At 64.4% G+C, this 24,528-nt stretch carries 17 protein-coding genes; 5 read left to right on the plus strand and 12 right to left on the minus strand.

The features are described 5' to 3' along the window. Positions 1–11 precede the first annotated feature (11 nt). On the minus strand, positions 12–1,658 hold the full coding sequence (locus tag AC07VY_RS20485) for a sensor domain-containing protein (protein WP_495099074.1): 1,647 nt from the start codon (positions 1,656–1,658) through the stop codon (positions 12–14). A gap of 478 nt (positions 1,659–2,136) precedes the next feature. Between AC07VY_RS20485 and AC07VY_RS20490 the strand changes: the two genes are divergently transcribed. Both AC07VY_RS20490 and AC07VY_RS20495 read left to right on the plus strand, forming a co-directional pair. Next, positions 2,137–3,093 carry a diguanylate cyclase domain-containing protein gene (locus AC07VY_RS20490; RefSeq protein ID WP_495119502.1) on the plus strand — a complete coding sequence of 319 codons (957 nt, stop codon included), beginning with the start codon at positions 2,137–2,139 and terminating at the stop codon, positions 3,091–3,093. A gap of 2 nt (positions 3,094–3,095) precedes the next feature. Next, the gene (locus tag AC07VY_RS20495) at positions 3,096–8,708 is read left to right on the plus strand and encodes a PAS domain S-box protein (protein ID WP_495099076.1); all 5,613 of its coding nucleotides are present in this window, start codon (positions 3,096–3,098) and stop codon (positions 8,706–8,708) included. A 23-nt stretch (positions 8,709–8,731) separates the two neighbouring features. On the opposite strand, the gene AC07VY_RS20500 is transcribed toward AC07VY_RS20495, so the two are convergent. From AC07VY_RS20500 to AC07VY_RS20510, 3 genes are all read right to left on the minus strand, one after another. Then, positions 8,732–10,141 (minus strand): 3'-5' exonuclease family protein, encoded by a 1,410-nt coding sequence (locus tag AC07VY_RS20500; protein ID WP_495099077.1) that lies wholly within the window; start codon positions 10,139–10,141, stop codon positions 8,732–8,734. A gap of 75 nt (positions 10,142–10,216) precedes the next feature. Further along, positions 10,217–11,359 carry a YncE family protein gene (locus AC07VY_RS20505; protein WP_495099078.1) on the minus strand — a complete coding sequence of 381 codons (1,143 nt, stop codon included), beginning with the start codon at positions 11,357–11,359 and terminating at the stop codon, positions 10,217–10,219. A gap of 40 nt (positions 11,360–11,399) precedes the next feature. Next, on the minus strand, positions 11,400–12,212 hold the full coding sequence (locus tag AC07VY_RS20510) for a creatininase family protein (protein ID WP_495099079.1): 813 nt from the start codon (positions 12,210–12,212) through the stop codon (positions 11,400–11,402). A 245-nt stretch (positions 12,213–12,457) separates the two neighbouring features. Here AC07VY_RS20510 and AC07VY_RS20515 point away from each other — a divergent pair, with 245 nt between their 5' ends. After that, positions 12,458–13,279, plus strand: a complete 822-nt coding sequence (locus AC07VY_RS20515) for an HDOD domain-containing protein (protein WP_495099080.1) — start codon at positions 12,458–12,460, stop codon at positions 13,277–13,279. 35 nt (positions 13,280–13,314) lie between these two features. Here AC07VY_RS20515 and chrA read toward each other — a convergent pair whose 3' ends face one another. Together chrA and AC07VY_RS20525 are read right to left on the minus strand one after the other, a co-directional pair. After that, entirely contained in the window at positions 13,315–14,661 is a 1,347-nt protein-coding gene (gene chrA, locus AC07VY_RS20520; RefSeq protein ID WP_495099081.1) for a chromate efflux transporter, read from the minus strand. After that, entirely contained in the window at positions 14,658–15,602 is a 945-nt protein-coding gene (locus AC07VY_RS20525) for a chromate resistance protein ChrB domain-containing protein (protein ID WP_495099082.1), read from the minus strand. Before AC07VY_RS20525 ends, chrA begins: the two co-directional genes overlap by 4 nt. 71 nt (positions 15,603–15,673) lie before the next feature. On the opposite strand from AC07VY_RS20525, the gene AC07VY_RS20530 reads away from it, so the two are divergent. Next, positions 15,674–16,720, plus strand: coding sequence for a DMT family transporter (locus AC07VY_RS20530; protein WP_495099083.1), 1,047 nt, complete (start codon positions 15,674–15,676; stop codon positions 16,718–16,720). A gap of 66 nt (positions 16,721–16,786) precedes the next feature. On the opposite strand, the gene AC07VY_RS20535 is transcribed toward AC07VY_RS20530, so the two are convergent. The 6 genes from AC07VY_RS20535 to AC07VY_RS20560 all read right to left on the minus strand — a co-directional run bounded on the left by AC07VY_RS20535 (position 16,787) and on the right by AC07VY_RS20560 (position 22,935). Continuing rightward, positions 16,787–17,920 carry a HupE/UreJ family protein gene (locus AC07VY_RS20535; protein WP_495099084.1) on the minus strand — a complete coding sequence of 378 codons (1,134 nt, stop codon included), beginning with the start codon at positions 17,918–17,920 and terminating at the stop codon, positions 16,787–16,789. After that, positions 17,917–19,062 carry a tetratricopeptide repeat protein gene (locus AC07VY_RS20540; RefSeq protein ID WP_495099085.1) on the minus strand — a complete coding sequence of 382 codons (1,146 nt, stop codon included), beginning with the start codon at positions 19,060–19,062 and terminating at the stop codon, positions 17,917–17,919. The genes AC07VY_RS20535 and AC07VY_RS20540 overlap by 4 nt, the downstream gene beginning before the upstream one ends. 140 nt (positions 19,063–19,202) lie before the next feature. Continuing rightward, positions 19,203–19,460, minus strand: a complete 258-nt coding sequence (locus AC07VY_RS20545; protein WP_495099086.1) for a hypothetical protein — start codon at positions 19,458–19,460, stop codon at positions 19,203–19,205. A gap of 27 nt (positions 19,461–19,487) precedes the next feature. Beyond that, positions 19,488–21,113: a DUF4331 domain-containing protein gene (locus tag AC07VY_RS20550; protein WP_495099087.1), complete on the minus strand. Its 1,626-nt coding sequence runs from the start codon at positions 21,111–21,113 to the stop codon at positions 19,488–19,490. Positions 21,114–21,351: 238 nt separating this feature from the next. Further along, positions 21,352–22,197 (minus strand): HDOD domain-containing protein, encoded by an 846-nt coding sequence (locus AC07VY_RS20555; protein ID WP_495099088.1) that lies wholly within the window; start codon positions 22,195–22,197, stop codon positions 21,352–21,354. A 117-nt stretch (positions 22,198–22,314) separates the two neighbouring features. Beyond that, a complete protein-coding gene (locus AC07VY_RS20560) occupies positions 22,315–22,935 on the minus strand; it encodes a flavin reductase family protein (protein WP_495099089.1) in 621 nt (206 codons plus the stop codon). Between the two features lie 285 nt (positions 22,936–23,220). Between AC07VY_RS20560 and AC07VY_RS20565 the strand changes: the two genes are divergently transcribed. Then, complete coding sequence (locus AC07VY_RS20565; protein WP_495099090.1) at positions 23,221–24,489, plus strand: ABC transporter substrate-binding protein; 1,269 nt, start codon at positions 23,221–23,223, stop codon at positions 24,487–24,489. Positions 24,490–24,528: the final 39 nt, after the last annotated feature.

The raw sequence follows: 24,528 nt of genomic DNA on the forward strand, positions 1-24,528 counted from the left end.
CGCTGAGCCGCTCAGGCGGCAGCGTAGAACCGGTAAGTGTTCTTGCCCGCGCGCTTGGCCGCATACATGGCGGTGTCGGCGCTTTGGATCAGGGTCGCTGGCGTGGCGCCATCCTCCGGGTGGAGGGCAATGCCAATGGAAGCGCCAATCTGCACGGTTTGCCCCTGCAGTACGACGGGCGTGCGGATGGTGGCGACGATACGGTTGGCGATCTGTGCCACGTCGTCCTGGTTCAGCGGGTTGTCCAGCAGGATGATGAACTCGTCACCGCCCAGACGGGCCACTGTGTCGTTCTGCCGTACCAGCGCCAGCAGCTTTTGCGCCACTAGTACCAGCAATTCGTCGCCCACGTCGTGGCCCAGTGTGTCGTTGACATGCTTGAATTGGTCCAGGTCCAGGAACATCAGGGCCAGCCGGCGTGGCTCGCGTGCGGTCTGGGTGATGAGCTGGCTGAGCCGGTCGGTCAGCAGCTGGCGGTTGGCCAGGTCGGTCAAAGGGTCGTGCAGCGCCAGGTGGCGGATGCGTTCGTCCTTGCGCCAGCGTTCGGTGATGTCGTTGAACACCGAGACATAGCGCGTAGCCGTGTCGGCCGAGCCCGGGATGGTGGTGATGCTCTGCCATTCCAGAAAGGCTTCGCCATTCTTGTGCCGGTTCCATAGCTCACCGGCCCAGTGGCCTTGCTGGGTCAGCGCGTGGCCAATGGCGGCGTAAAAGGCGTCGTCGTGGTGGTGCGAGCGCAGCAGCTGCGAGGGGCGGCCCACCACCTCGTCCGAGCTGTAGCCCGTGATGGCTGTGAAGGCCGGGTTGACCGACAGAATCATGCTGTCGGCATCGGTCACCATGATGCCGTTGACGGTGTTGCTGAACACGCTGGCGGCCAGCTTGAGCTCGCTTTCGGTGGTCTTGATGTAGGTCACATCGTTGACCAGCACAAAGAAGCCGGCCACTTCGCCCCGGTGGTTGTGGTCCGGGATGTAGTGGGTCAGGGTGTAGCCGGTGCTGCCATCGGCCTTGGTCATGGCGCGTTCGAACCGTTGCCGCTCGCCGGCCAGGGCGCCCTGCACATAGGCTTCGTTCAGCTCCCACATGGCCGTGCCTAGCAGCTCCAGCATGGTGCTGCCGATCACGTCTTCGGATTGGATGTTGAACCATTCCAGGTAGGGCTTGTTGGCAAAGTGGCAGCGCAGGTTTTTGTCCCAGTAGGCGACCAGGCTGGGCATGGCGTCGGTGATGGTCTGTACAAAGCGTGCGCTCTCGGCCAGCTCGCGGGTTATTTCCTCGGCGCGCCGGCGTTCACCCAGCAGCTCCATCTCGATCTTGTGGCGCTCCAGTGCCACGAAAAACACCCAGTAGTAGCAGTCTGCGCCGGCAAACATGCCACGCTGGCAGTTCACCATTACCGGGACGCTGGCCTTGTGGGCGTCCTGGATCTTGAGGTTCATTTCGCTGACCATGCCTTGGTTGCGTAGCAATGCCCATATATGGGTTTGTACAAAGATGCGGCTGGGCAGGGGGAGTAAATCTTCCAGCGCGCACTGCCTGAGCTGCTGTGCCGAGCGGCCCACCAGGCTGGCCAGACTGTGGTTGGCGGCCTGTATATAGCCTGCGTGGTCGGTCACCAGAACTGCGCAGGGTAACTGGTCCAGCGTGTCCATCATGCTGTGGTGCTCTGGCGGGTGGATAGGCTTCTCCTGGTGCGATGTTTTGCGTTGTAGCTTATCCCAGTCCCGCCGCGTTCGGCCTTGCGCTGGAGGGCTGCGGCAGAAAAATTGGGACCGCCCCTTGGAGCCAAATCCAGAGCCCAACCCATGGACCCCGAAGCCCTGCATGTGCTGCCCATGCCAATCCCTAAATTGCAAGTTTTTACATCCAGAACGGAGCTGGGAACGCCTCCTATATATTGGGTATGAATCAGGCTTGCGGCGCAGTTGCTGCGTGCGCGGGATGCTACTAAAAGTGTAGTATTTCCACGGTCACCCCAGGGCTGCAACAGGAGTGGGCCATTGCTACCCAAGTCGATGCAAAACAGAGATACTGCTGCGGTCACCCAAGTGGGCAAGTCGCAGCCGGAGCAGTTCGGTACGGGGTTCTGGCCATCCATCATTCCGCGGGACAATGAATAAGAGCAGCATTCTGTTGGTCGACGATGACCCCGTCATCATCCATCGCATCAGCCGCATTCTTTCAGAGGTGGCTATGCTGCGTTTCGCTACCAATGGTGAAGTCGCCCTGCGCCTGGCCCGTGAGGCCATGCCGGATCTGATTTTGCTGGACTCTGAAATGCCGGGCATGAGCGGCTTCGAGATATGCGAAATATTGAAGGCCGACCCCGAGTTTGCTGATGTGCCGGTAATCTTCGTCACCAGCCACAGCGATACGGCGGTGCATGTGGCGGGGCTGGAACTGGGGGCGGTGGACTTCATCGCCAAACCCATCAGCGAACCGCTGCTGTTGGCGCGTGTCAAAACCCAGTTGCGCATCAAACGCCTGACGGACGAACTGCGCCGTATTTCTACCGTGGACGCCTTGACGGGCCTGGCCAATCGCCGCCGCCTGGACGAACGCTTGGAGCGTGAATGGCTGCGCAGCATGCGTGACAAAGACCCCATCGCGCTGCTGCTGGTGGATGTGGATTTCTTCAAGCTCTTCAACGACCACTACGGCCACCCCGAGGGAGACGCCTGCCTGCAGGCCGTGGCGCGGGTGTTGATGGAAAGCTGCCAGCGCCCGGCCGATCTGGCGGCCCGTTATGGCGGTGAGGAGTTCGCGATTTTGCTGCCGCAAACCACGCTGGCCGGTGCCGAATTGGTGGCGCAGCGGGTGCTGGACGCCATGGCCCGCCAGGCTATGCCGCATGCGGCTTCATCGATCGCTGGCAACGTGACGGTGAGCGTGGGGATAGGCCATGTGGACGTGCCCGGCAGTGAGGGCCAGATGCGTGATCTGGTGGCTGCGGCAGACCAGGCCTTGTACGCAGCCAAGAGCGCAGGGAGGGCCCAGGCCTGGCATATGGGCGCTGACCCCCTGCAGCTGCCGGCACCCGGGGCTGCCATGCTTCGGCCACACCGCCCCCCGGATGTACCGGCTACCTGACCATGCAGTCCGCCACCCTGTGGAAGTCCACCCAGGAATGGCTGCGCCAGCCCAAGGTACGGGCTAGGCTGGTTTTGCTGCTGGGGCTGGTATTGACTTGCTGGGCCACCCTGTGGCAAACCCGGCAGAACGCGGCCAATGCAGCCAGCCACTTTGACAGCCTGGTTCAAAGTACCCTGGAGCAGTTGAACGACCGCCTGGGCATCTATGAATATGGACTGCGCGGCGCACGCGGTGCGGTACTGGGGGCCGGTTTCGACCGGCTGGACCGCCAGCATTTCCGTGAATACGCCGCGTCCCGGAATATAGAAAAGGAGTTTCCGGGGGCCCGCGGCTTTGGCGTGATACGCCGGGTGGCGCAGGCGGACGAGGCGGCCTTTGTGGCGTCGGCCCAGCGCGATGGCTGGCCGGACTTCGCCGTGCGGCAGTTCAAGCCGAATGCGGGCGAGCGCTATGTCATCCAGTTTTTGGAGCCGGTTGAGCGCAACCGAGTCGGCATAGGCATGGACGTGGCTTCTGACGCCAGCCGCAGAGCAGCAGCCGTCCAGGCCATGCGCACCGGCCAGGCAACCATTACCGAGCCCATCAGGCTGGTCCAAGACCCGGCCAATGCACCCAGTTCCTTTTTGCTGCTGCTGCCTATTTACCGGCCGGGTGCTTCCGTGGTGGGCCCGGCGGCACGCGAGGCGGCCCTGGAGGGCTGGTCTTATGCGCCCTTGATGATCTCGGAGATGCTGCGCAATATAGAAATACACCGCGACCAACTGGTTCTTTCGCTCAGCGATGTATCGGACAAGGGCGAGCAGGTTTTTTACCGTTCATCCTCTGCGGAGCCCGTCCCGGACTCGCTGGGCCAGCGCACCTCCCTTTCCATTTACGGTCGCACCTGGGTGGTGGATGCCAAGGTTTTGCCGCCGTTTTTCGACCACCTGGACCCGCTGGACCCGCGCTGGGTGGCTTTGGCGGGTCTGGTGATGAGCATGCTAGTGGCGGCCCTGGTCGGTATCCGCCAGAAGGAACTGGCGCAGGCCGAACTGGTGCGTCTGGAGCGCTCGCGCCGTGCCTCCATGGTGGACTATTCCGCCGATGCCATCGTGGGGGAGACGCTGGATGGCCGTGTGACTGACTGGAACCCGGCAGCCGAGCGCCTGTTTGGCTACACCGCAGAACAGGCCCAGGGCCAAATGCTGGCGGCGTTGCTGCTACCTCCGGAGCGGGCCCAGGAAGATGCCGACATTCTGACGCGTATATCCCATGGCGATGTGTTGCCGCTGTTTGACACGACGCGCATGCACCAGAACGGCAGCATGCTGGATGTGTCTGTGGCCGGGGCACCCATGCTGGGGGCTGACGGCCGCTGTATAGGCATCGTGAAAGTCATACGGGATATCGGGCCCACCAAGCGTGCCGAGCTGCGCGTGCGTGAGCTCAATGCCAGCCTGGAGCAGCAGGTGCTGGAACGCACCGCATTGCTGGATGCGGCGCGCCGTGACCTGCGGCTGATTTTGGACGCCGTGCCTTCGCAGATCGGATACTGGGACAAAGGTCTGTTGAACCGCATGGCCAACGAGGCCTATCGCAACTGGTTTGGCATCGACCCCATGGCGTTGCGCGGCACACATATGCGTGACCTGCTTGGTTCCGACCTGTATGAGCGCAGCCGTCCTGCCCTGGAAGCCGCTTTGGGCGGCCAGCCCCAGAGCTTCTTCGAGCAGGAAATCCCCAGGCCGGGTGGTGGCAGCAAGCGGCATGCCCTGGTGAACTATCTGCCGGACATTGTGGATGGCGAGGTGCGTGGTCTTGTCACGCTGGTGCATGACGTGTCGGAGCTGATGGATGGCCGCGTGAAGCTGGGCGCTTTGCAGCGCGAGAACGAGGCCCTGCTGCGAACCATCCACTTGCATGCGATTGTGTCGGTCACGGACCGCGCGGGCCGGATTACCGAGGTGAACGATGCGTTCTGCCTGGTGTCCGGCTATAGCCGCGAACAGCTGATAGGACAGAACCACCGGATGGTCAGCTCCGGCGTGCACGAGCCGGATTTCTGGACGGTGATGTGGAACACCATCGCCAGTGGCCAGCCCTGGCGGGGCGAGATCTGCAATCGCGCCAAGGACGGCGCTGTCTACTGGCTGGGCAGTACGGTGGCGCCGTTTGTGGGGGCTGATGGGCAGGTGGAGAAATACATCGCGGTGGGTACCGACATCACTGCGTCCAAGCTGGCGGAGCAGACCCTGCGTGCCAGCCAGGCTTTCCAGGAGCGTGCCAACCGTGTCGCCAAGATCGGCGCCTGGCAGGTGGACTTGGACCCGGTGCGGGTGGTCTGGTCACCCCAGCTCAAGCTCATCCACGAGGTGCCGCCAGACTACCAACCGGGGCTGGAGGAGGGGCTGAGCTTCTACCAGTCCGAGGAGCGGTCGCTCATCCAGCGCATGGTGGAGCGGTCCATGGCGTCCGGCGAGGGCTGGGATCTGGAGGTGCCGATGCAGACTGCTCGGGGGAGGCAAATCTGGGTGCGGATATTGGGCGAAGCAGAGATGGAGCAGGGACGCCCCGTGCGCCTGGTCGGTGTGTTGCAGGACATCACCACGCGCAAGCAGATTGAGAACACTCTGACCTACGAACGCCACCTGATGACATCGTTGTTGAACACGGTACCCGACCAGATTTACTTCAAGGACATGTCCAGCCGGTTTCTGCGCATCAATCCGGGCCTGGCCAAACGCTACGGGCTGCAAGACCCATCGGAAGCGATAGGCCTGTCGGACGCAGACTTCTTTACCCAGGAGCATGCCAACAGCACGGCGGCGGTGGAGCTGAAAATCATGGAGACTGGTACGCCCCTGATCGACCTGGAAGAGCAGGAGTTTTGGCCGGACCGGCCTCCGACCTGGAACCTGACGACCAAGATGCCCCTGCGCGACGTGCAGGGCAAGGTGATCGGCACCTTCGGTATCTCGCGTGACATCACCGCCCGCAAGAAAACCGAAGAACAGCTGCACGACACCAATCTGCGTTTTGAAATGGCGGCCGAAGGTGCAGGTCTGGGCGTGTGGGATCTGGATCTGGTCCATAACACCTTGAGCTGCGATGCGCGCGTGTACCAGCAGCTGGGGGTGGCCGCGGACACTGGCGAAGCGCCTGAGTCGCTCTGGGCGCGCTGTCTGCACCCGGAGGACCTGGCGCGCTACCAGTCCCATGTCGATGCGACGGTGCGTGGTGAACACCCCATGGACATTGAATTCCGCATCCTGCGCCCGGATGCCGAGGTGCGCTACATCAAGGCTGCGGGCCGCGTCTACCGCGATGCCTTGGGTATGCCGCTGCGTTTGACCGGGGTGAACCTGGACATCACCGAACGCAAGCGGGCCGAGCTGCTGCAGGTGGAGACCAACTCCTTGCTGCAGAACGTGCTGGAGTCCGCCTCCGAAGTGTCCATCATTGCTACCGACAACCAGTTGACCATCCGGGTGTTCAACGTTGGCGCCGAGCGCCTGCTGGGTTATTCCAGCGGCGAGATGGTGGGGCGTGAAACGCCCATGCTGATCCACGACCCCGAGGAGATCTGGGCGCGCAGCCAGGAGCTGAGCGACGAGGTGGGCCATCCGGTGCTGGGGGCCTCGGTATTTACCGAGCCGCTCAGCCTGCACCAGGCCCGCGAGTGGACCTATGTGCGCAAGGACGGCAGCCGGGTTACGGTGTCACAGGTGATTACTGCCATGCGTGCGGCCGATGGCAGCATCTTTGGCTACCTGGGGGTGGCCCACGACGTCACGCGGCAAAAGCAGGTGGAGCAATCGTTGCGCGATGCGATGCTCAAGGCCGAGCAGGCCAGCGTGGCGAAAAGCCAGTTCCTGGCGAACATGAGCCACGAGATCCGCACACCCATGAACGCGGTGATGGGGCTGTCCTACCTGCTGGGGCATACGGTGCTGGACGAGGAGCAGGCCGCTTTCCTGGAAAAGATCAAGCTGGCCAGCCAGTCTCTGCTGGCCCTGATCAACGACGTGCTGGATCTGTCGAAGATCGAGGCCAATGAAATGGCGATAGAGCAGGTGCCGTTCGACCTGCACACATTGCTGCGCAATGTGTCCGACCTGATGGCCATGCAGGCCCATGCCAAGGGGCTGGAATTTCTGCTGGACTGGCCCGAGGATGTGCCGGATGTGGTGACGGGGGATGCCACGCGGTTGCAGCAGATCTTGACCAATTTGCTGAGCAACGCCGTCAAGTTCACCGAGCAAGGTCATGTGCGTTTGTCGCTGCAACGTTTGCCGGCGGGGGCCGACCGCATCCGCCTGCGGTTTTCCGTGCGTGACTCGGGTCTCGGTATTCCGCCGGCGGTGCAGGCGCGTCTGTTCGTGCCCTTTGTGCAGGCCGATGCCTCCACCACGCGCCGCTTTGGGGGCACCGGCTTGGGCTTGCATATCGTCAAGCATTTGGTCACGCTGATGGGTGGGCATCTGGGCCTGGAGAGCACCGAAGGCGTGGGCAGCGAGTTCTGGCTGGAGCTGGACTTTGGTGCGGTCGCCGCCGACGCGGCCAAGGGCCACAAACGCCAGCATGCGGTAGGCACGGGCCGTGGGCTGCTCGGTGTGCGGGTGCTGGTGGTGGATGACAGCGAGATCAATCTGGAGGTGGCCAAACGCGTTCTGGAACTGGACGGTGCGCTGGTCACCCTGGCGGCCAATGGGCGTGAAGCCATCGATATTCTGCGGGCCCAGCCTGAAGCCGTGGATGTGGTGCTGATGGATGTGCAGATGCCCGAGCTAGATGGCCTGAGCGCCACCCGCATCATCCGCCAGGAGCTGGGATTGACCCGCTTGCCGGTGATTGCCCTCACGGCTGGCGCCATGCTGGAGGAGCACCACCAAGCCCGGGCTGCCGGCATGGACGATTTCATCGCCAAGCCGTTCGATGTGCAGCACCTGAAGCGCACCATCCTGCGCCACGTGTCGGCTTTCGGCAGCGTACAGGTGGTGGTGCCGGAGGCACCGGTGGCTGCGGCCGCAGCCGGGCCGGCGCAGATCGACTGGCCCACGATACACGGGGTGGATGCCCAGGACGCCTATGCCCGCCTGGGGGGCGACTGGATGCTGTTTTATGCCATGCTCAAACGCCTGCTGCGGGAGTTTCACGCCACCAGCCTGGCACCTGTCGATGAAGACCCAGCATCCTTGAGCACCCTGGCGCAGCGCATGCACAAGCTGCGTGGCAGCGCCGGCATGCTGGGCGTGAATGCCGTGCAGCACCTCGCTGGCGAGGCCGAACAGGCCTGTACGGAAGGACAGGCCAAGAAAGCCCGGCAACTGCTGCGCAAGCTGGATGCGCAAATGGACAGCCTGCAGCAGAGTGCCGCCCCGTACCTGGACGCCTACGACAAGCTGGTGGATGCGGTGCCGGCCGAGTTGGGCCCGCCATTGGCCCCCGAGGATCTGGCCGGCCTGTGTGATCTGCTCCAGCAGCAGAACATGCTGGCCATCCAACGTTTTGAGGAACTGGCGGCGCAGATCAAGGCACTGCTGGGGCCTGAGCGCTTCGCCCGTTTGCGTGACGATATGGACAATCTGCAGTTCAATGACGCGGCCCAGGTTTTGGGCGCTTTGCGGGCCTGACGCGGCTGTTGCGTGGATGGTATTTATTCAGCCCTGGGCTCAGCCAGGCGCAGCACCTGGCCCGGCTGGGCCTGGGCCAGGGCCTTGCTGATGATCTTGTAGCTATCAAAGTCGAATGCGACCTGGCTGCCTTGCAGCAGCTCCTGCACTTCTTCTTCGTTGCGGGCCGTGCCCAAGTGGCGCCAGGCGTGCAGCACATGCAGGTCATCCCCCTCGCGCAGGCCTATGGCGCCAGGGTAGGGCCAGCGCTTGACCTGGTGGCGGATCAGGGCGGTGCGCAGCGCCAGATTGTGCTGGGCCACGCTTTGTTCTCCCACGCAGGCCCCCGCGCATTGGCGGATTTGGTAGGCAAAGCAGGGCTTGCCGGATGCAATTTTTTCCAGGCCCAACACGGCCCGGCAAAGGCGCTGCTCAGTAGCCAGGTCTTCCAGCAATTGCAAGGCCGCGCGGCGTGAGCGGAACGGCCCGAACAAGGTGTCCTGCACGCCCAGGCCTATGTCCGGCCCATTCACCAGGCGTGGCACCAGGGGCGTGTGCACAGAAGCAGGATCGTCCAGCCGCCAGGCGTGCAGATCGTTTTGCCGGCGCAGCTGCACATTCAGGCTGGGCTGGTGCTGCTTGACTAGGCGGGCCTCCAGCAGCAGGGCGCCGATTTCACCGGCGGTCTCCACCCAGTCGATGTCGGCCACCTGCTGGCTTAGTCGCATCTCCTTGGGGTTGGACAGCGCGGCGCTGAAATGCGCCAGCACGCGGCCGCGCAGGTTCTTGCTTTTGCCTATGTACAGCGGGTTGCGCTGCGCGTCCCAGAACAGGTAGACACCTGGCGTTTCGGGTATGCGGTCAATGTGCTCGGCGTCCAGCTGCGGCGGCACGGCGGGGCGGCCGGACAGGCTGGCCACCGCGTCCTGCAAGGTGGCGGGGGCGAAGCGGGTTTGCAGCAGCTGCCAGAACTGCGCCAGCGCATCGGCATCGGCCAGCGCGCGGTGGCGCTCGGGCATGTGCAGGCCGTGGGTGGCGACCAGCGTGTCCAGGTTGTGCCGGGCCTGCTGGGGAAACAGCAGGCGCGACAGCTTCACGGTGCACAGCACGGGCGCCTGCCAGGCGATGCCGCAGGCCTTGAATTCGGCGCGCAGAAAGCCGTAGTCAAAGCGCGCGTTATGTGCCACAAAGAGCTTGCCGCGCAGCCGGTCCAGTATGTCGGCGGCTACATCCGCGAACGTGGGCTGGCCGGCCACCATGGCGTCGCTGATACCGGTCAACTGCTGAATGAAGCTGGGGATGGGTGTGCCTGGGTCCAGCAGCTGGCTCCAGCGGCGCACATGCGGGCCGTCGACCTCCACAATGCCCACCTCGGTGATGTGGTCCCGCCCGGCAGTGCTGCCGGTGGTTTCAATGTCCACAAAGGCCAGAGGTGGGAAGTCGTTGCTGCTCATGAGAAAAATAGAGCTCCAGCGCAGGTAATACCTGCGCTGGCAGCTATGAAAAACGCAGCACGCAGGCTGCAGGCATCAACGCATATTACCGGTGTGTCCCAGCGAGTAGCGGCCGGGCTGGGGCCAGACGGTCAGGCCATGCGGCTCGGCGCCGACCTTGATGGACTTGACCGCGCCGCTGTCGGTGTCGAAGGCATACACCACGTCGTCGAAGCGGCCGGACAGCCACAGCGTCTTGCCGTCGGCGCTGACGTTGCCCATGTCCGGGCTGCCGCCGCCGGGGATGGGCCAGGTGGTCAGCACCTTGCGGGTGGCGAAGTCGATCACCGATACGCTGCCCTTGCCGTGGCGCATGCCGTGCACCATATTGCTGCCGCGGTTGGATACGTACAGCTTGCTGCCGTCGCGGCTGGGGTACAGGCCGTGCGCGCCCACGCCTGTGGGTACGGTGCCGATCTTGGTGAAGCTGTCGCCGTCCACCAGGTAGACGCCGTCAGCCATCATGTCGGCCACGTAGAAGACCTTGCCGTCGGGGGCGATGCGGATGTCTTGCGGCATGCCCTTCTTGTTCAGCTCCAGGTAGCCCACTACCTTGCGGTTCACCATGTCGATCTTGGCCAGCTTGCCGCCGAACTCGCAGGTAAACAGGGCGTAGCTGCCGTCGATGGCGAAGTCGGCGTGGTTGATACCCTTGCACTCGGGCACCGACAGGCTGGACTTGAGCGCCATGGTGTGGGCGTCGCGGAAGTCCAGCCGCGCATGGGCCTCGGCCACCACGATGGCTTCTTTGCCATCGGGCGTGAAGTACATGTTGTAGGGGTCGTCCACCTCCACGTTCTTGCCGGGCTTGCCGGTGAGGGGGTCGATGGGGGTCAGGCTGCCGCTGTTTTTGCCTTCGGCGTTATTCGCCACCCACAGGGTTTGCAGGTCCCAGGAGGGCACCACGTGCTGGGGACTTTGGCCCACGGGGAACTTGTCTACCACCTTCATGGTGGCCGGGTCGATCACATACACATCGTTGGAGCGCAGATTGGGCACGTAGATGCGCGGCAGTGCCTTGGCCACGGCCGGGCTCAGGCGGTCGGTGCCGGCCTCGCCGTACAGATTGCTGGCGTTGACTACCGGCGGCATGCCTGGGACGGTCTTGATCGACTGGGCCGAGGCAGCGACAGCCATGGCTGCGAGGGCCAGAGAGGTGAGCGAGGTTTTGAAATGCATGGTGGTTTCCTGTAGAGATGCCGGTCGCGCAAGCGGGTGCCTAGTGCGCGGCCGTGCTGGTTTTGAGGGACTGGATGGTTTTGCTGACGATGGCGTCTATGCCCAGCTGGCCCAGTTCGGCGCTGGCGCGGTGCGGGTCGCCGCCGTACACGCCATCGGCCTGTCCGACCTTGGGGCCGCTGCGCATTGCGTCCTGGCGCACCATCTGGGGCGCCACGGCCATCAGCAGGGCGGTGTCGGCCAGGCCAGCATGGGTGCCGATTTCATCGTCGCGTATGCCGTGCTGGCGCAGGATCTGGGCATAGCCGTCGGAGCTGGTGTCGTAGTACACCGGTGGCACCAGTGCTTGTGCCGTGGCGCCCCAGCTCTTGTTCAGCTGGGCCACCACTTGCTGGATGTCCTTTTGGTAGCCACCGTGGTCACCTAGAAAGACGATGTTCTTGAAGCCATGTACCTTGAAGCTGTTGGCGGCCGACTCTAGCGTTTTCTTGAACACATCGTCCGGTACGGTGATGGTGCCGGGAAAGCGCATGTGCGAAGACGTGGGCGCCGTACCGCCCTCCGGCACATAGGCGACGACGGGTGCCACCAGTGCGTTGCCCAGGCCTTCGGCGATACGCTGTGAAAGGATTTTGACCCGCGCGTTGTGCTTGCCCAGCGCCACATAGGGGCCGCTTTGCTCGGTGCCGCCAATGGGCACCAGGATGGTGGTTTTGCCGGCCTGCACCTGGTCGCGCAGCTCGGTCCAGGTCAGGTCTTCCAGAAACACGGTTTTGGGGGCTTGGGCCCATACCAGCGGTGCTGCCAGCAACAGGGCGGCACAGGCCAGTGTGTGGCGAAAGCGAAGATGCATACAAATCCTTTGGAACGTGTTTGGGGTCGGTGGCCACCACGCAGCGCAATGGGGGCACAGTGTGCAGGTTTTTGGGAACCATGGTCTTGCGGCAAGTCAAAACCCGGCTGTATACGAACAGACTGCGGTCAGCGGCATTGGTTCCGACCAGCCATATGCAGGCAAACGGGCTTTACGTGGTGGAGACTGACTATATTGGGACTATATTGATGGCATTTTCCCGCAGTCCAATCCCGGAGAACGCCATGCAACTTGAAGAAATTCTTGCCTCGGACACGCTGATTCCGTCCTTGCCCGCTACGGTGGCGCAGATTCTGGGTGAGTTTCAGAAGGAAGAGCCCGATGTGCGCCGCATCACCGAGCTGGTCTCCAGCGAGGTGGGGTTGACGGTGCGCATACTGCGGCTGCTGAACTCCGCCCGTTACGGCGGTGGGGGCCGCATTGGTACCGTGGAAGGGGCGATTCCGCTGCTGGGCCTGAAGGCCACCCACCAGTTGATCAGCGCTGCGGCGGTGGGCGGGGCCTTCAAGCAGGTGCCGGGCGTGGACATGGCCGACTTCTGGCGCCACAGCCTGGACGTGGCCAAGATTGCCCAGTCCCTGGCCGACTCCATGCGTATCGACAAGGGCCTGGCTTTCACCTCCGGCCTGCTGCACGGCGTGGGCGACCTGGTGATGAAGATCGCCATGCCCAACCAGCCTTGTTTGCAAGCCAGCTTCACCTCCGACGGCGACCGCCATGCCCGGCAAGTGGCCGAGCTGGGCTATTCCTACGCCGACGTGGGCGCGGCCTTTGCCGCCAAGTGGCATTTCCCGCAGGCCATCGTGGATGCCATCCAGCACCACCCCAACCCCAATGAAGACATAGACAGCGAAACCCTGGCCGGCATCGTCTACCTGGCCGCCTGGGGTAGCCTGGCCCATGAAATGGACCTGGACGCCCCGGCCCTGTTCGACAAATACCCCAGCCGCGTGGCTGAATCGATTGGCTTTGCCGACCAGGAAATGCTGTGCTCTGAAAACCCCATCGAATGGACCGGCCCGGCCGAGGCCGGCGACTTTGCTTGAGTGGCTGCTTGAGTGGCGCCTGAGCCAGCCTGCCGCTACACCCCGGCCTGCTGCAGATACGTCCAGGCCAGGCCGGTTAGCCCGGCGGCCAGCACCACCGGGATCACGCCACGTTTGAAGCGGAACAAAGCCAACGCAGCACCCATGCCGATAAGGGCCGAGGGCCACTCGAAGTGCCCGGACAGCCCCTGCGGCCACAGCACGTGGTAGGCAAAGAACACCGCCAGGTTCACGATCACGCCCACCACTGCCGCCGTGATACCTGTCAGTGGCGCGGTGAACTTCAAATTGCCGTGGGTCGACTCAATGAACGGCCCACCCAGCAGAATGAACATGAACGAGGGCAGAAAGGTGAAGAAGGTCACCACGCTGGCCGCCACCGCACCCGACAGCAGCAGCGCTTCTGGCCCGAACAGCGCCTTGCCCCAGCCGCCGACAAAGCCCACGAACGACACCACCATGATCAGCGGCCCCGGCGTGGTTTCGCCCAGCGCCAGGCCGTCCATCATCTGCGGCGCGCTCAGCCACTGGTAATGCTCCACCGCGCCCTGGAACACATAGGGCAGCACCGCATAGGCGCCGCCAAAGGTCAGTAAAGCCGCCTTGGTGAAGAACCAGCCCATCTGCGTCAGCACCGCGTCCCAGCCGTACAGCGCGGTGAGCGTGCCCATGGCAGCCAGCCACAGGCCCAGGCATACCGCCAGCACCTGGCCAAAGCGCCGCCAATTGAACAGGGCGTGCGGCGGTGTGGGCGTATCGTCGTCAATGAGTGCGGGCCCGTAGGAGGCACCAGCCTTACCGTGGCCGCCGCTGCTGCTGAACCGCGCTGGCGCAAATCGGCCCCCCAGGTAGCCTATGCTGCCCGCGGCCAGCACGATCAGCGGAAACGGCAGTTGCAGCGCGAAGATGGCCACAAACGCCGCCACCGCGATGCCCCACAGCCAGGCATTCTTCAGCGCCCGTGAGCCCACCCGGTAAGCCGCATGCACCACCAGTGCGGTGACGGCCGGCTTGATGCCGTAGAACAGGCCGGCGATGGCCGGCACATGGCCGTAAGCCATATAGACCCAGGACAGGCCTATCAAAATGAACAGCGAGGGCAGCACAAACAGCACGCCCGCCACGATGCCGCCGCGCGTGCGGTGCAGCAGCCAGCCGATGTAGATGGCCAGTTGCTGGGCTTCCGGCCCGGGCAGCACCATGCAGTAGTTCAGCGCATGCAGAAAGCGCTTTTCCGATATCCAGCGGCGCCGCTCCACCAGCTCCTCGTGCATGATGGCAATCTGCCCGGCGGGGCCGCCAAAACTGATGAAGCCCAGCTTCAGCCAGTAGAGGAAGGCCTGGCCAAAGCTGACGGGCTGGGGGGGAGTTTGCGTATTCATGCGTCTGCTTTCATCGCGTTATACAGGCTGTCAAAAATCGGGAGGGACGCGGCCAGCAGCGCGTCGTCCGTGGCATGCAGGGCCTGCAGCCCGCGCACCAGGGCCTCAATGCCGGCGGCCTCGTCCACCGGGATGCCACCCACGTCGATGTAGTGCACCAGCGCAGCCAGGCGCTGGATGCCTGTGTCGGCATCCAAGCCAAAGCTGCGGGCCACCACCTCGAACGTCACCAGCGTGTCCACATGGCTGAACGTGGCGCCGTCAAAGTCGTAGCCCAGCGCGGAGGCCGGGCATTGCCGTGGATCTTCCAGCCAGACAAAGCGTGCGGCGGTATCCACAAAGCGCTGCACCAGCCAGGCGGTGGCCAGGCGGTCCACCCAGGGGCGTTGGCGCGTGGCCCAGGTGCGGCCCTGGTAGTCGGCCCGCGCCAGCAGGGTAATGGCTGCTGCGCGCGGGCTGGGTTCGCCCGGCGAGAGCTGGCGTTCCAGCGCCTGGCGCAGCGCAGACAGCGCGGCCTCTGCCTGTGCTTGCGCGGGGCCGGGGAAGAAGTCAATGCCCTGCAGGGCTTGCAGCTGTTGCTCCAGGCTGCGCAGGGTCTTGCGCAGGGTGGCCGCCGGTGCGGTTCGCAGGCTGGAGCGCGTGTGCTGGACGGACTGCAGCAGCTCCGTGTACAGGGCGGACCGGTCAAACAGGGCCAGGAACTGGCTCTCCTGCGCTGCGTTGCGTGCCGTCAGCACCAGCATATGGACGGGCGCGCCGGTTTCCAGGATGGTGTGCTCCAGGTTCCAGAGCGACTGTGCCGTTGGCGCGGTGGCGGGCAGCAGGTACACCCCTTCGCGCAGCGTGCCCGCGCCGGTGGCCTTGAGCGCGCGCCATACCCGCACGCGCAGGGCGCTGGGGTGGGTGGGCAGGGTTGTCGTCAGCAGCAGCCAGGAATTCATGTATCAATCATCGCATTACGTGATGATTGATACAAGATTATTATGTAAGCCTCATCTGCTCTGTACCCACCATGTCAATCAAACCCGCTATTCCCGCCCTGGCTGCTGCACTGCTGTTTGGCGCCAGCACACCGTTGGCCAAGTTGCTGGTGGGCGACGTGACGCCTTTGCTCTTGGCGGGGCTTTTGTACCTGGGTAGCGGCCTGGGCCTGGGCGTGTTGCTGGGGTTACGCAGCCTGCGGCAGTCGCAGAAGCTGCGCATTCCACGGGCCGAATGGCCCTGGCTGCTGGGTGCAATTGTGTTTGGCGGCGTGCTCGGGCCGGCGCTGCTGATGCTGGGCCTGGCGCAGACCAGTGCTGCGTCGGCTTCCCTGCTGTTGAATGTGGAGGGCGTGCTGACCGCCCTGATTGCCTGGATGGTGTTCAAGGAGAACGCCGACCGCCAACTGGTGCTGGGCATGCTGGCCATTGTGCTGGGCGGCGTGCTGCTGGCCTGGGAGCCGGGCGGGCTGGGCTTTTCGCGCGGCGGCTTGTTCATCCTGGGCGCCTGCCTGTGCTGGGCTGTAGACAACAACCTGACCCGCAAAGTCTCCACTAACGACGCGATGCTGGTGGCCGGGCTCAAGGGCCTTCTGGCCGGCATCAGTAACACAGCGCTGGCCCTGGCCGGCGGTGCAGTCTTGCCGGCCGCAGGCGTATGGGGCTCCAGCATGTTGGTGGGTTTTTTGGGTTATGGCCTGAGCCTGACGCTGTTCGTGGTGGCGCTGCGCACCCTGGGCACGGCGCGCACTGGCGCATATTTCTCGGTGGCGCCGCTATTCGGCGTGGTGATTTCGCTGCTGCTGTGGCCGGGCTTGCCGGGGCCGTTGTTCTGGGCGGCTGCGGCGCTGATGGCCGTGGGCATATGGCTGCATGTGCGCGAACGGCATGAGCATGCGCATACACACGAGGTGCTGGAGCACAGCCACACCCACCGGCACGATGCCCACCATCAGCACGCGCACAGCTTCGCCTGGAGCGGGCAGGGCGCCCATGCGCACCCGCACCGGCACGAGGTAATGACGCACAAGCACCCGCACTACCCCGACATCCACCATCGCCACGCCCACCCACACTGAATGCGGATGAAATAGGCCTGCAGCGCAGATACTACCTGCGCGAGTAGCTCCTAATTAAATAGCAAATCAAAACACCCGCACCCAGAACCAGTAGGCCGCCAGCAGCGCCAGCAGGGCCGAGCCACCGCGCACCACCACGCGGCCGTACCAGGGCTGGGTGACGACCAGCTGGGACAGCAGCACCCAGGCAGTGACGGCGGTCAGCTGGCCTGCCTCCACGCCCAGGTTGAAGCCGGCAAGCGCCCAGGGCAGCAGGCCGGACGGCGCGGCGGCCTCGATCAGCAGGCCGGCAAAGCCGTAGCCATGGACCAGGCCAAAACCCAGGGCCAAGCGCTCGGGCCGCAGCACAGGCACCGGGAAGATGTTCAGCAAAGCGGTTACTGCAATGGATGCGGCGATAGCCGGCTCCACCCACACCGGCGAGGCCTGGCTCCAGCCAAAGGTGGCCAGCATCAGCGTGATGGAGTGGCCAATGGTGAAGGCGGTGATGGTGCGCAGCAGCGACCACCAGGGGCTGCGCTGTCCCGCCGCCGTGGCGCCTCGGCCCAGCCGCAAATGCAGCGGCAGCACCAGGGCCAGCAAAAAGGCCATGTGGTCATAGCCCTCCAGCAGGTGGTGCATGCCCAGGCCCAGATAGTCGAGCACGGTGGCGGCGATGCCGCGCTGCGTGGTGGGAACGTTGGGGCTGGCGGAGTGGCTGGCTTGGCGCAGTTGCAGCGGCTGGGCTTGCTGGGGTGATGCTGTGGCCAGCAGGTCGTGGCCGTCCAGGGCGCCGGTCACGATCAGGCGGTGGTTGGCGTCCTGTTCGCGGAATAGGGTGTAGCGCCAGGCCAGGGCCGCGCCCGCAGCGCAGTGCGCCTGGGCAGCGGCGCGCAGGTAGGCGCCGTCGCTGCGCCGCTCCAGGCCGTCGTAGCGCCAGGTCAGCGGGCAGCCGGGGGCAGCTGTGTTCAGCCCGGTATGGGCTTGCAGCAGGGCCAGCACGGCGGGTGTGGCCGCCTGTATTTCAGTCCAGGTGAGCTGGCCGTCGGCATTGGCGTCCAGCGGCAGCAGCAGGTCCAGGTCTTTCAGGGCCACGGACAGGCGCAGGTTCAGCGCGGCATCTGCCTGGCGCACGTCCAGGTAGGCGTCGCTGCCCTTGTGGGCCCAGGCCGGGGCGCTGCACAGCAGCAGGGCGCAGAGTAGCGTGAACAAGCGTTTCATCGTGCCCCCCCGGTGCTGCGGGCATCGACCAGGCCGATGCCGTGCATGTCCGCCTGCAGCTGTTGCAGGGCCACCGTGTCATGGGCCTGGCGGGCGCTTTGCAGGGCCACCCACCAGTCCACCGGTTCGCGCTGCAGGCCCAGGTTGCGGCGGGCGATGGCCAGGGCGCCGGGCGCGTCGTCGTCCAGCCAGAGGGCCACCAGGGCTTGCTCGCGGCCGTGCAGCGTCAGGTCGTCGCCACGCTGGGCGAGTTCAGCGTTCCATTCGCGGATGGTCTGGCGCAGCGCTTGCCAGCCGGGGTCTTTCAGCTGGCGCAGGGCGGTGGCCTGGCGCAGCAGCACGGCGTCGGTCAGCGGTAGGGGTTTGAGTACGGCCAGGGCCTGGGCCGGTTTTCCGGTGCGCAGCAGCAGGTCGCTGAGCGCAATGCTGGTGTAGAGGTCAGTCTCGCTGTGCAGGCTGCTGCGGTAGGCGGCCAGGGCGGCGGCGTCATGGCCTGCGCGCTCCTCGCTCTCGGCCAGCAGGGACAGCAGCCAGCTGCGTTGGTCGGCATCCTGGGTTTGCGCCAGCAGGGCGTTCAGGCCGCTGCGCACAGCGGTGTTCTGGCCTTGCAGCGACTGTGTTTCCAGCACGCAGGCCTGGGCGTACATGTTCTGGCCGGCGCGGGCCACGGCCTTGCAGGCCAGCAAGGCCTGCGGGTACTGGCCGGACAGGCGCTCCAGCGCCGCCAAGTTCAGCCAGCCCTGGGCACTGCCAGGGTCTCGCTTCAGGGCGGTCTGCAGCACGCTGCGCGATGCGGCAAATTCGTGCCGGCCCTGCTGCACCGTGGCCTGCAGAATGGCCAGCTCCACCGGGGCATTCGGCTGGTTCCACCAGGGCGCCAACACGGCCTGGGCGCGGCCCCAGTAGCGGGTGTCGCCGCTTTGCCGGGCGGTGGCGATGTGGGCGCGGGCCTGGGCCGCTGCGGCCACCGGGTCGGCGGGCTGCACCGGGGCCGACACATTCGGCGCCGCCGGTCGTACACGGGTGATGGTGGGCAGGCGTTCCACCACGTCATCGCCCCGGCTGGGGTGCAGCTCGGTGGTGGCATGGGCGGCGCTGCACGCCAGCAGGCCGGCAAGCCACAGGAAGTTTATGAGGCGCATGGGTGTGCGGCGTCTGGTTTGCTATATAAACAGTAGCTGCTAGCGCAGGTATCTTCTGCGCTGGCGGCCACTTTCATGTAAATGTTGAAATGCCTTGCACCGCTGCCGCCAGGCTGGAACGGTGCAAGGCTTTAGGCGGGTCAGATGTCCGCCGGTTCGTCCGAGTCGCTGGTGGCCAGCGTGGCGCTGCCCAGCACCAGCGGGTCGCTGCTGTCACTGGTCGTGGCGATCTGCCTTTGGGCGAACGAGATCACGTTGCCGACATTGGTTTCTGCCGCGACGGGCACGTCGGTGCCGGGCACGGTTTGCGCCAGGTCCGCGCCGCCGCCACCGCCTCCGCATCCCACCAGCAGGCCAACTGCGACCACGGTGGGGGCTATCCATTTGTACTGAGCCATGGTGTGTCCTTTCGTGCCGCTGGGGGCTTAGTTAGAGCCAGCGTTGGGCGTGTTGAGGTAGGGGAAGCGCGTGAGGAAGGGCACGGTGGCCTGGTCCACGCCGTCGTGGATATTGGCCGACTGCGCGCCCAGTGGCACGCTGGATGCCTTGCAGGCGGATGTCAGGCTGGGCACGCCGGGCACGCTGTTCAGGCCCAGGCTGTTGTTGTCGCCGTTGATCACGCACAGGCCACCCAGCACGGCCACCAGGGCGATGTCCACCACGTCGTCCTTGGGGCGGCGGCCGTTGGGGAAGCCGGCCAGGTCCACGGCCTGGGCCAGGTTGGCCGTGCCACCCACGCGCAGTACTTCACCGGCCACGCCCAGGCGGTTTTGCGTGGCGAAGGGCACGGGGCTGATGGCGGTGTTCAGGCGCAGCACTTCCGACGGCGTGGCGTTGGCCGGCTTGTTCACGCCGGTGATGCCGGTCAGGAACACGGTGGCTAGGTCGGTGCGGGGCAGGTTGGTCGGCGCCAGGGCGGTAGCGCTATTGGCCAGGGTGATGCCCAGCAGCGCCGGCAGCGTGGGGTTGGTCACATAGGTGAGGAACTGGCCGTCGTCCTGCGGCTTGGAGGCGTTGAACTTGTCCTTGTCGGGCAGGCCGATGACCAGCTCATTCACCAGCGGGTTGCCCAGGCGCGACACCTGCACCCAGGCGCCACCGGCTTTCTCGCTGGCCTGGTGGCCCGATGGCGGCTTGCCGTTGAGCAGGCGGGCCTGGCGCAGGCTGGCCGTGGTCCAGCCGCCGATGACGGTCTCGGAGCCGGCGGTTAGGCAGCCCTTGTTTACCTCGAGTGCGATGGTGGTGATATTGGTCTTCTGCACCGCAGCCTGGCCGCTTTGGCCCACGGCATCTTTGTTGTTCGGGTCGAGCAGGGAGGCGGCAGGTGCGTTCACCAGGTCAAACACCGGGCCCAGGTTCACTGCAAAGCCGTCCTGGCGCTGGCCGACGAAGACTTTGCCGGTGTCCATGCCGGCGGGGCAGCCGGGAATCTTGATGTCGAAGACGTGCTTTTGCGCATAGGTCTCGTAGGCGGCGGCATTGCCCAGGGTCTTGGCGCCGATGTAGTCCACTGGCTTTTCAAAGGTTTTGCTGCCGTCGGTCTTGGTCACGTCGGACACGGCGCCTTTGCGGCGGTCGCCGCGCACCACCTTGACGGTATAGGTTTCATTCAGGTTCAGGTTGGCGTCGTTCACATTGCTCACGCCACCGGCCTGTATCAGCGGGATGGCGACGCTGGACGCGCCAATCGGCAGGGCCACGTTGTTGAGCTTGTTGTTGAAGCGGAACTGGAAGCTCATGTGCTCCTTGGCGTCGCCCACGTTGTCGATGTGGATCTCGTACAGCGCGTTGGGGTCCATGGAGAAGTAGTTGGGACCGCCGTACGGAGCCTGCAGCGGCTGGTAGTTGGCGATCATGGTCACGTAGTCCGAGCGGCCACCGCTGCCGTTGCTGGCCACGCCTTCGTAGCTGCGGAACATATAGAAGTCGGTGCCGTCCACCTTGGGCGAGGTGGTGATGAAAGGCGCTTCGCGGTGGCTGGATGCCAGCGCCGCGTTGCCGAGGGCCAGCAGTACACAGGCTGCTGTGATGGGGCCGCGTTTGAATTGCATGTTGTGCTCCTGAGGGTCATGTCCGTTGATGCCAAGCTGGCTTGCAGAGGCCCGGTACACGCTGGTACAGGACATCCATCACGGATACGCAGGAAACTTTGCTTTGGATTCACGCAGCATTTACCCGACCGCGCGAGTCGGGATTGCGGGCGGTTTGTTGTCTGCTATTCTTTTGATAGCTTCTAGCGTAGGTATTACCTGCGCTGGAGGCGGATTTTTGCGAGCCTTGGGCGGGCTCTCAGGCCGAGGTGTCTATCTTGTGTAGATAGGCCAGGGCGATGCGTGGCGCGGCGTTGAGCAGCTCGGCGATGTCGTTCACATCGTCTGGCAGGGCCGGGTTGTCCCAGCCGTGCATGGTGTGACGGGCGACCCGCACGGCCAGCACCACATTGCGCACATTGGCCTGGTCGGCATGCTTGGTATCGCTGATGCGCACCAGCAGCGAGGGCAGGTGCCATAGCTTCATCAGGGCCAGGGCCAGGTCGTCCAGTTCGATGTTGAGCAGGCTTTGCTGGATGCTGGCGCTACGCAGGTTGGGGTCGGCTTTTTGGGCCTGGCGGATCTGCAGCTCCAGCGTGGGGGCGTGGCACCACATCAGCATCTCGGCAAAGTCGTGCAGAAAGGCGGCGCGCTGGATCACGTCCACGTCCATGTCGTTGCGGTGCACGGCAAAGCCCAGGGCGAACAGGCGGGCCCGCTCTGCACGCTGCAGCAGCTCGCGCAGGCCGGCCAGCGCCTCGGGCTGGTCGTGCAGCCGGTCTTCGATGGTGGGCTGCAGGCCAAAGTGGCGGAAGAAGGGGGCGATGCCAGTCATCACCAGGGCGCTGGTGATGCTCTCGGTCTCGGTGAAGTCGCCGGGCCGGCGCTGCTTGGCTGCGTAGGCCATGAGCTTGATGGTCATCAGCGGGTCGGGCTGGATGGCCTCGGTCAGCATGGCGGCATCCACATCGTCTTCTATGGCGCGCAGCGCCTCCAGGGCCTGCGAGGTGGTGGCCAGCACGGGGATTTCGGCGTCGCAGAAATAGCGCGTCCAGGCGGCCAGGTCGGCCAGTGGCTCGGTCAGGTACGGGGTGGATTCAGGCATAGCCGCCAATGTACTGCAGCCACGCAAAGTTTGCCGAAGTTTGCGCTCAAACTGGCCGGCAGCGCAGGTAACACCTGCGTAAGCCGCTATCAAAATAGGAAAGCAGCCGTGCTGCGTTCAGCGCGGGCGGTGCATGCGAAACAGCTGTTCCGGTCCCACGCTGAAGTAGTCGGCCGGGCCGCCGCCGCGCAAGATGTGGCCGGCTGCGGCGGTGTCGTACACCCCGTTTTTCAGCAAGCTCTTGGCGATGTGCACGGCCACCACTTCGCCCAATACCAGCCAGGTGCTGATCTGCGCGCCGCTGGCGGCCTGCAGTTGCACGATCTGGGTGCAACGGCATTCAAAGGACACCGGGCTTTCTTGTACCCGGGGCACGGCCACCACGCGGCTGGGCGCGGGCGTCAGGCCGGCCAGCGCGAACTCGTTCACCTCGGGGGGCACGGCCTGGCAGGTTTTGTTCATGGCCTCGGCCAGGTCGCGGGTGGCCAGGTTCCAGACGAATTCGCGGGTCTGCTCGATGTTGCGCAGCGTGTCCTTGTAGCCCACGCTGGCAAAACCGATGATGGGCGGGATGTAGTTGAAGCCGTTGAAGAAGCTGTAGGGCGCCAGGTTCAGCGCGCCTTCGGCGTTGTGCGAGGCGATCCAGCCGATGGGGCGCGGCCCAACGATGGCATTGAACGGGTCGTGCGGCAGGCCATGACCCAGTCGGGGTTCGTAGAAGTGGATGCTGTCAGGCATGTCGTTACTTTAAAAATATGATGATTAAGCCAATTCCATGGGCAAGAGGGGTGGCGCTCACACTCTGTTACTTTTACGAATGCGGCAGTGCTCACTGGAAGGGCCAAAGTAGCCAAGGGTAATCCCCGGTGAGCTGGTTAGAGGTTATTTGTAATATGAATGTGGGTCGGCGGCCTTGGCCAGCGGACCTGCACTGCCCCGCTACCGGGCGCCCTGTGTTCCGTACACGGGCGTGGGTGGCCGGCGCAGACACGTCAACCATAGTACAAGAGACGAAAGAGCACCATGCATTTTGCAAAACCAACCACCGCCGTGGCCAGTCTGGCTTTGGCATCCATGGGCTTGATGACCGCTGCTGCGGTGTCGGCCAAGGAAGTCACCGTCTGGGCCTGGGACCCGAACTTCAACATTGCCATCATGAAAGAGGCGGCGGCCCGTTACACGGCCAAGCACCCTGATGCGACGTTCAAGATCGTGGACATGTCCAAGGCGGACGTGGAGCAAAAGTTGCAGACCATGCTGGCTTCCGGCGTGACCAAGTCCTTGCCCGATGTGGTGCTGGTGGAAGACTACAACGCCCAAAAATACCTGCGCTCCTTCCCTGGTGCGTTCGAGCCCATGTCGGGCGTGGTGAATTACGCGGGCTTCGCCAAATATAAGGTGGACCTGATGACCATCGACGGCAAGACCTACGGCCTGCCGTTCGATTCGGGCGTGACCGGCATGTACTACCGCAAGGACTTGCTGGCCAAGGCCGGCTTCACCGACAAGGACATGGAGAACATCTCCTGGGACCGCTATATTGAAATCGGCAAGAAGGTCGTCGCCACCACCGGCAAGAAGATGCTGGGCATCGACCCCAATGACAACGGCCTGATCCGCGTGATGATGCAGTCCGCCGGCCGCTGGTACTTCGACAAAGACGGCAAGCTCGACATCAAGAACAACCCCGCACTGAAGGCCGCGCTGGAAACCCAGGGCAAGTTGTTCAAGGCCGGCATCGTCAAGCCCGTAACCAACTGGGCCGAATACGTGGGTGCGGTGAACAAGGGCGACGTGGCTTCCATTACCACCGGTGTGTGGATCACCGGTTCGGTCAAGTCTGAAAAAGGCCAGTCCGGCCAATGGGGCGTGGCGCCCACACCGGCGCTGGACATCCCGGGCGCCGGCCATGCGTCCAACCTGGGCGGCTCCAGCTGGTATGTGCTGAGCGGCGGCAAGGAGAAGGCACAGGCCATCGACTTCCTGAATGAAATCTACGCCAAGGACGTGGACTTCTACCAGAGCATCCTGACCGCACGTGGCGCTGTGGGCACGCTGCTGGCATCGCGTAACGGCAAGGCCTATGCCGAAGCTGATCCGTTCTTTGGCGGCGCCCAGGTGTGGCAGCGCTACAGCGACTGGCTGGGCAAGATCCCCAGCGTGAACTACGGCATCTACACCTACGAGGGTGATGCGGCTGTGTCGGCCCAGCTGCCGGCGCTGAACCAGGGCGTGCCGGTGGACCAGCTGCTGGACAAGATCCAGCAACAGCTGTCGGCGCAAATCAAGTAAGCATTTTTTTGAGTGGGGGCGGCGCTGGCGCTGCCCCCG

Source organism: Rhodoferax sp. GW821-FHT02C08, from assembly GCF_059421805.1.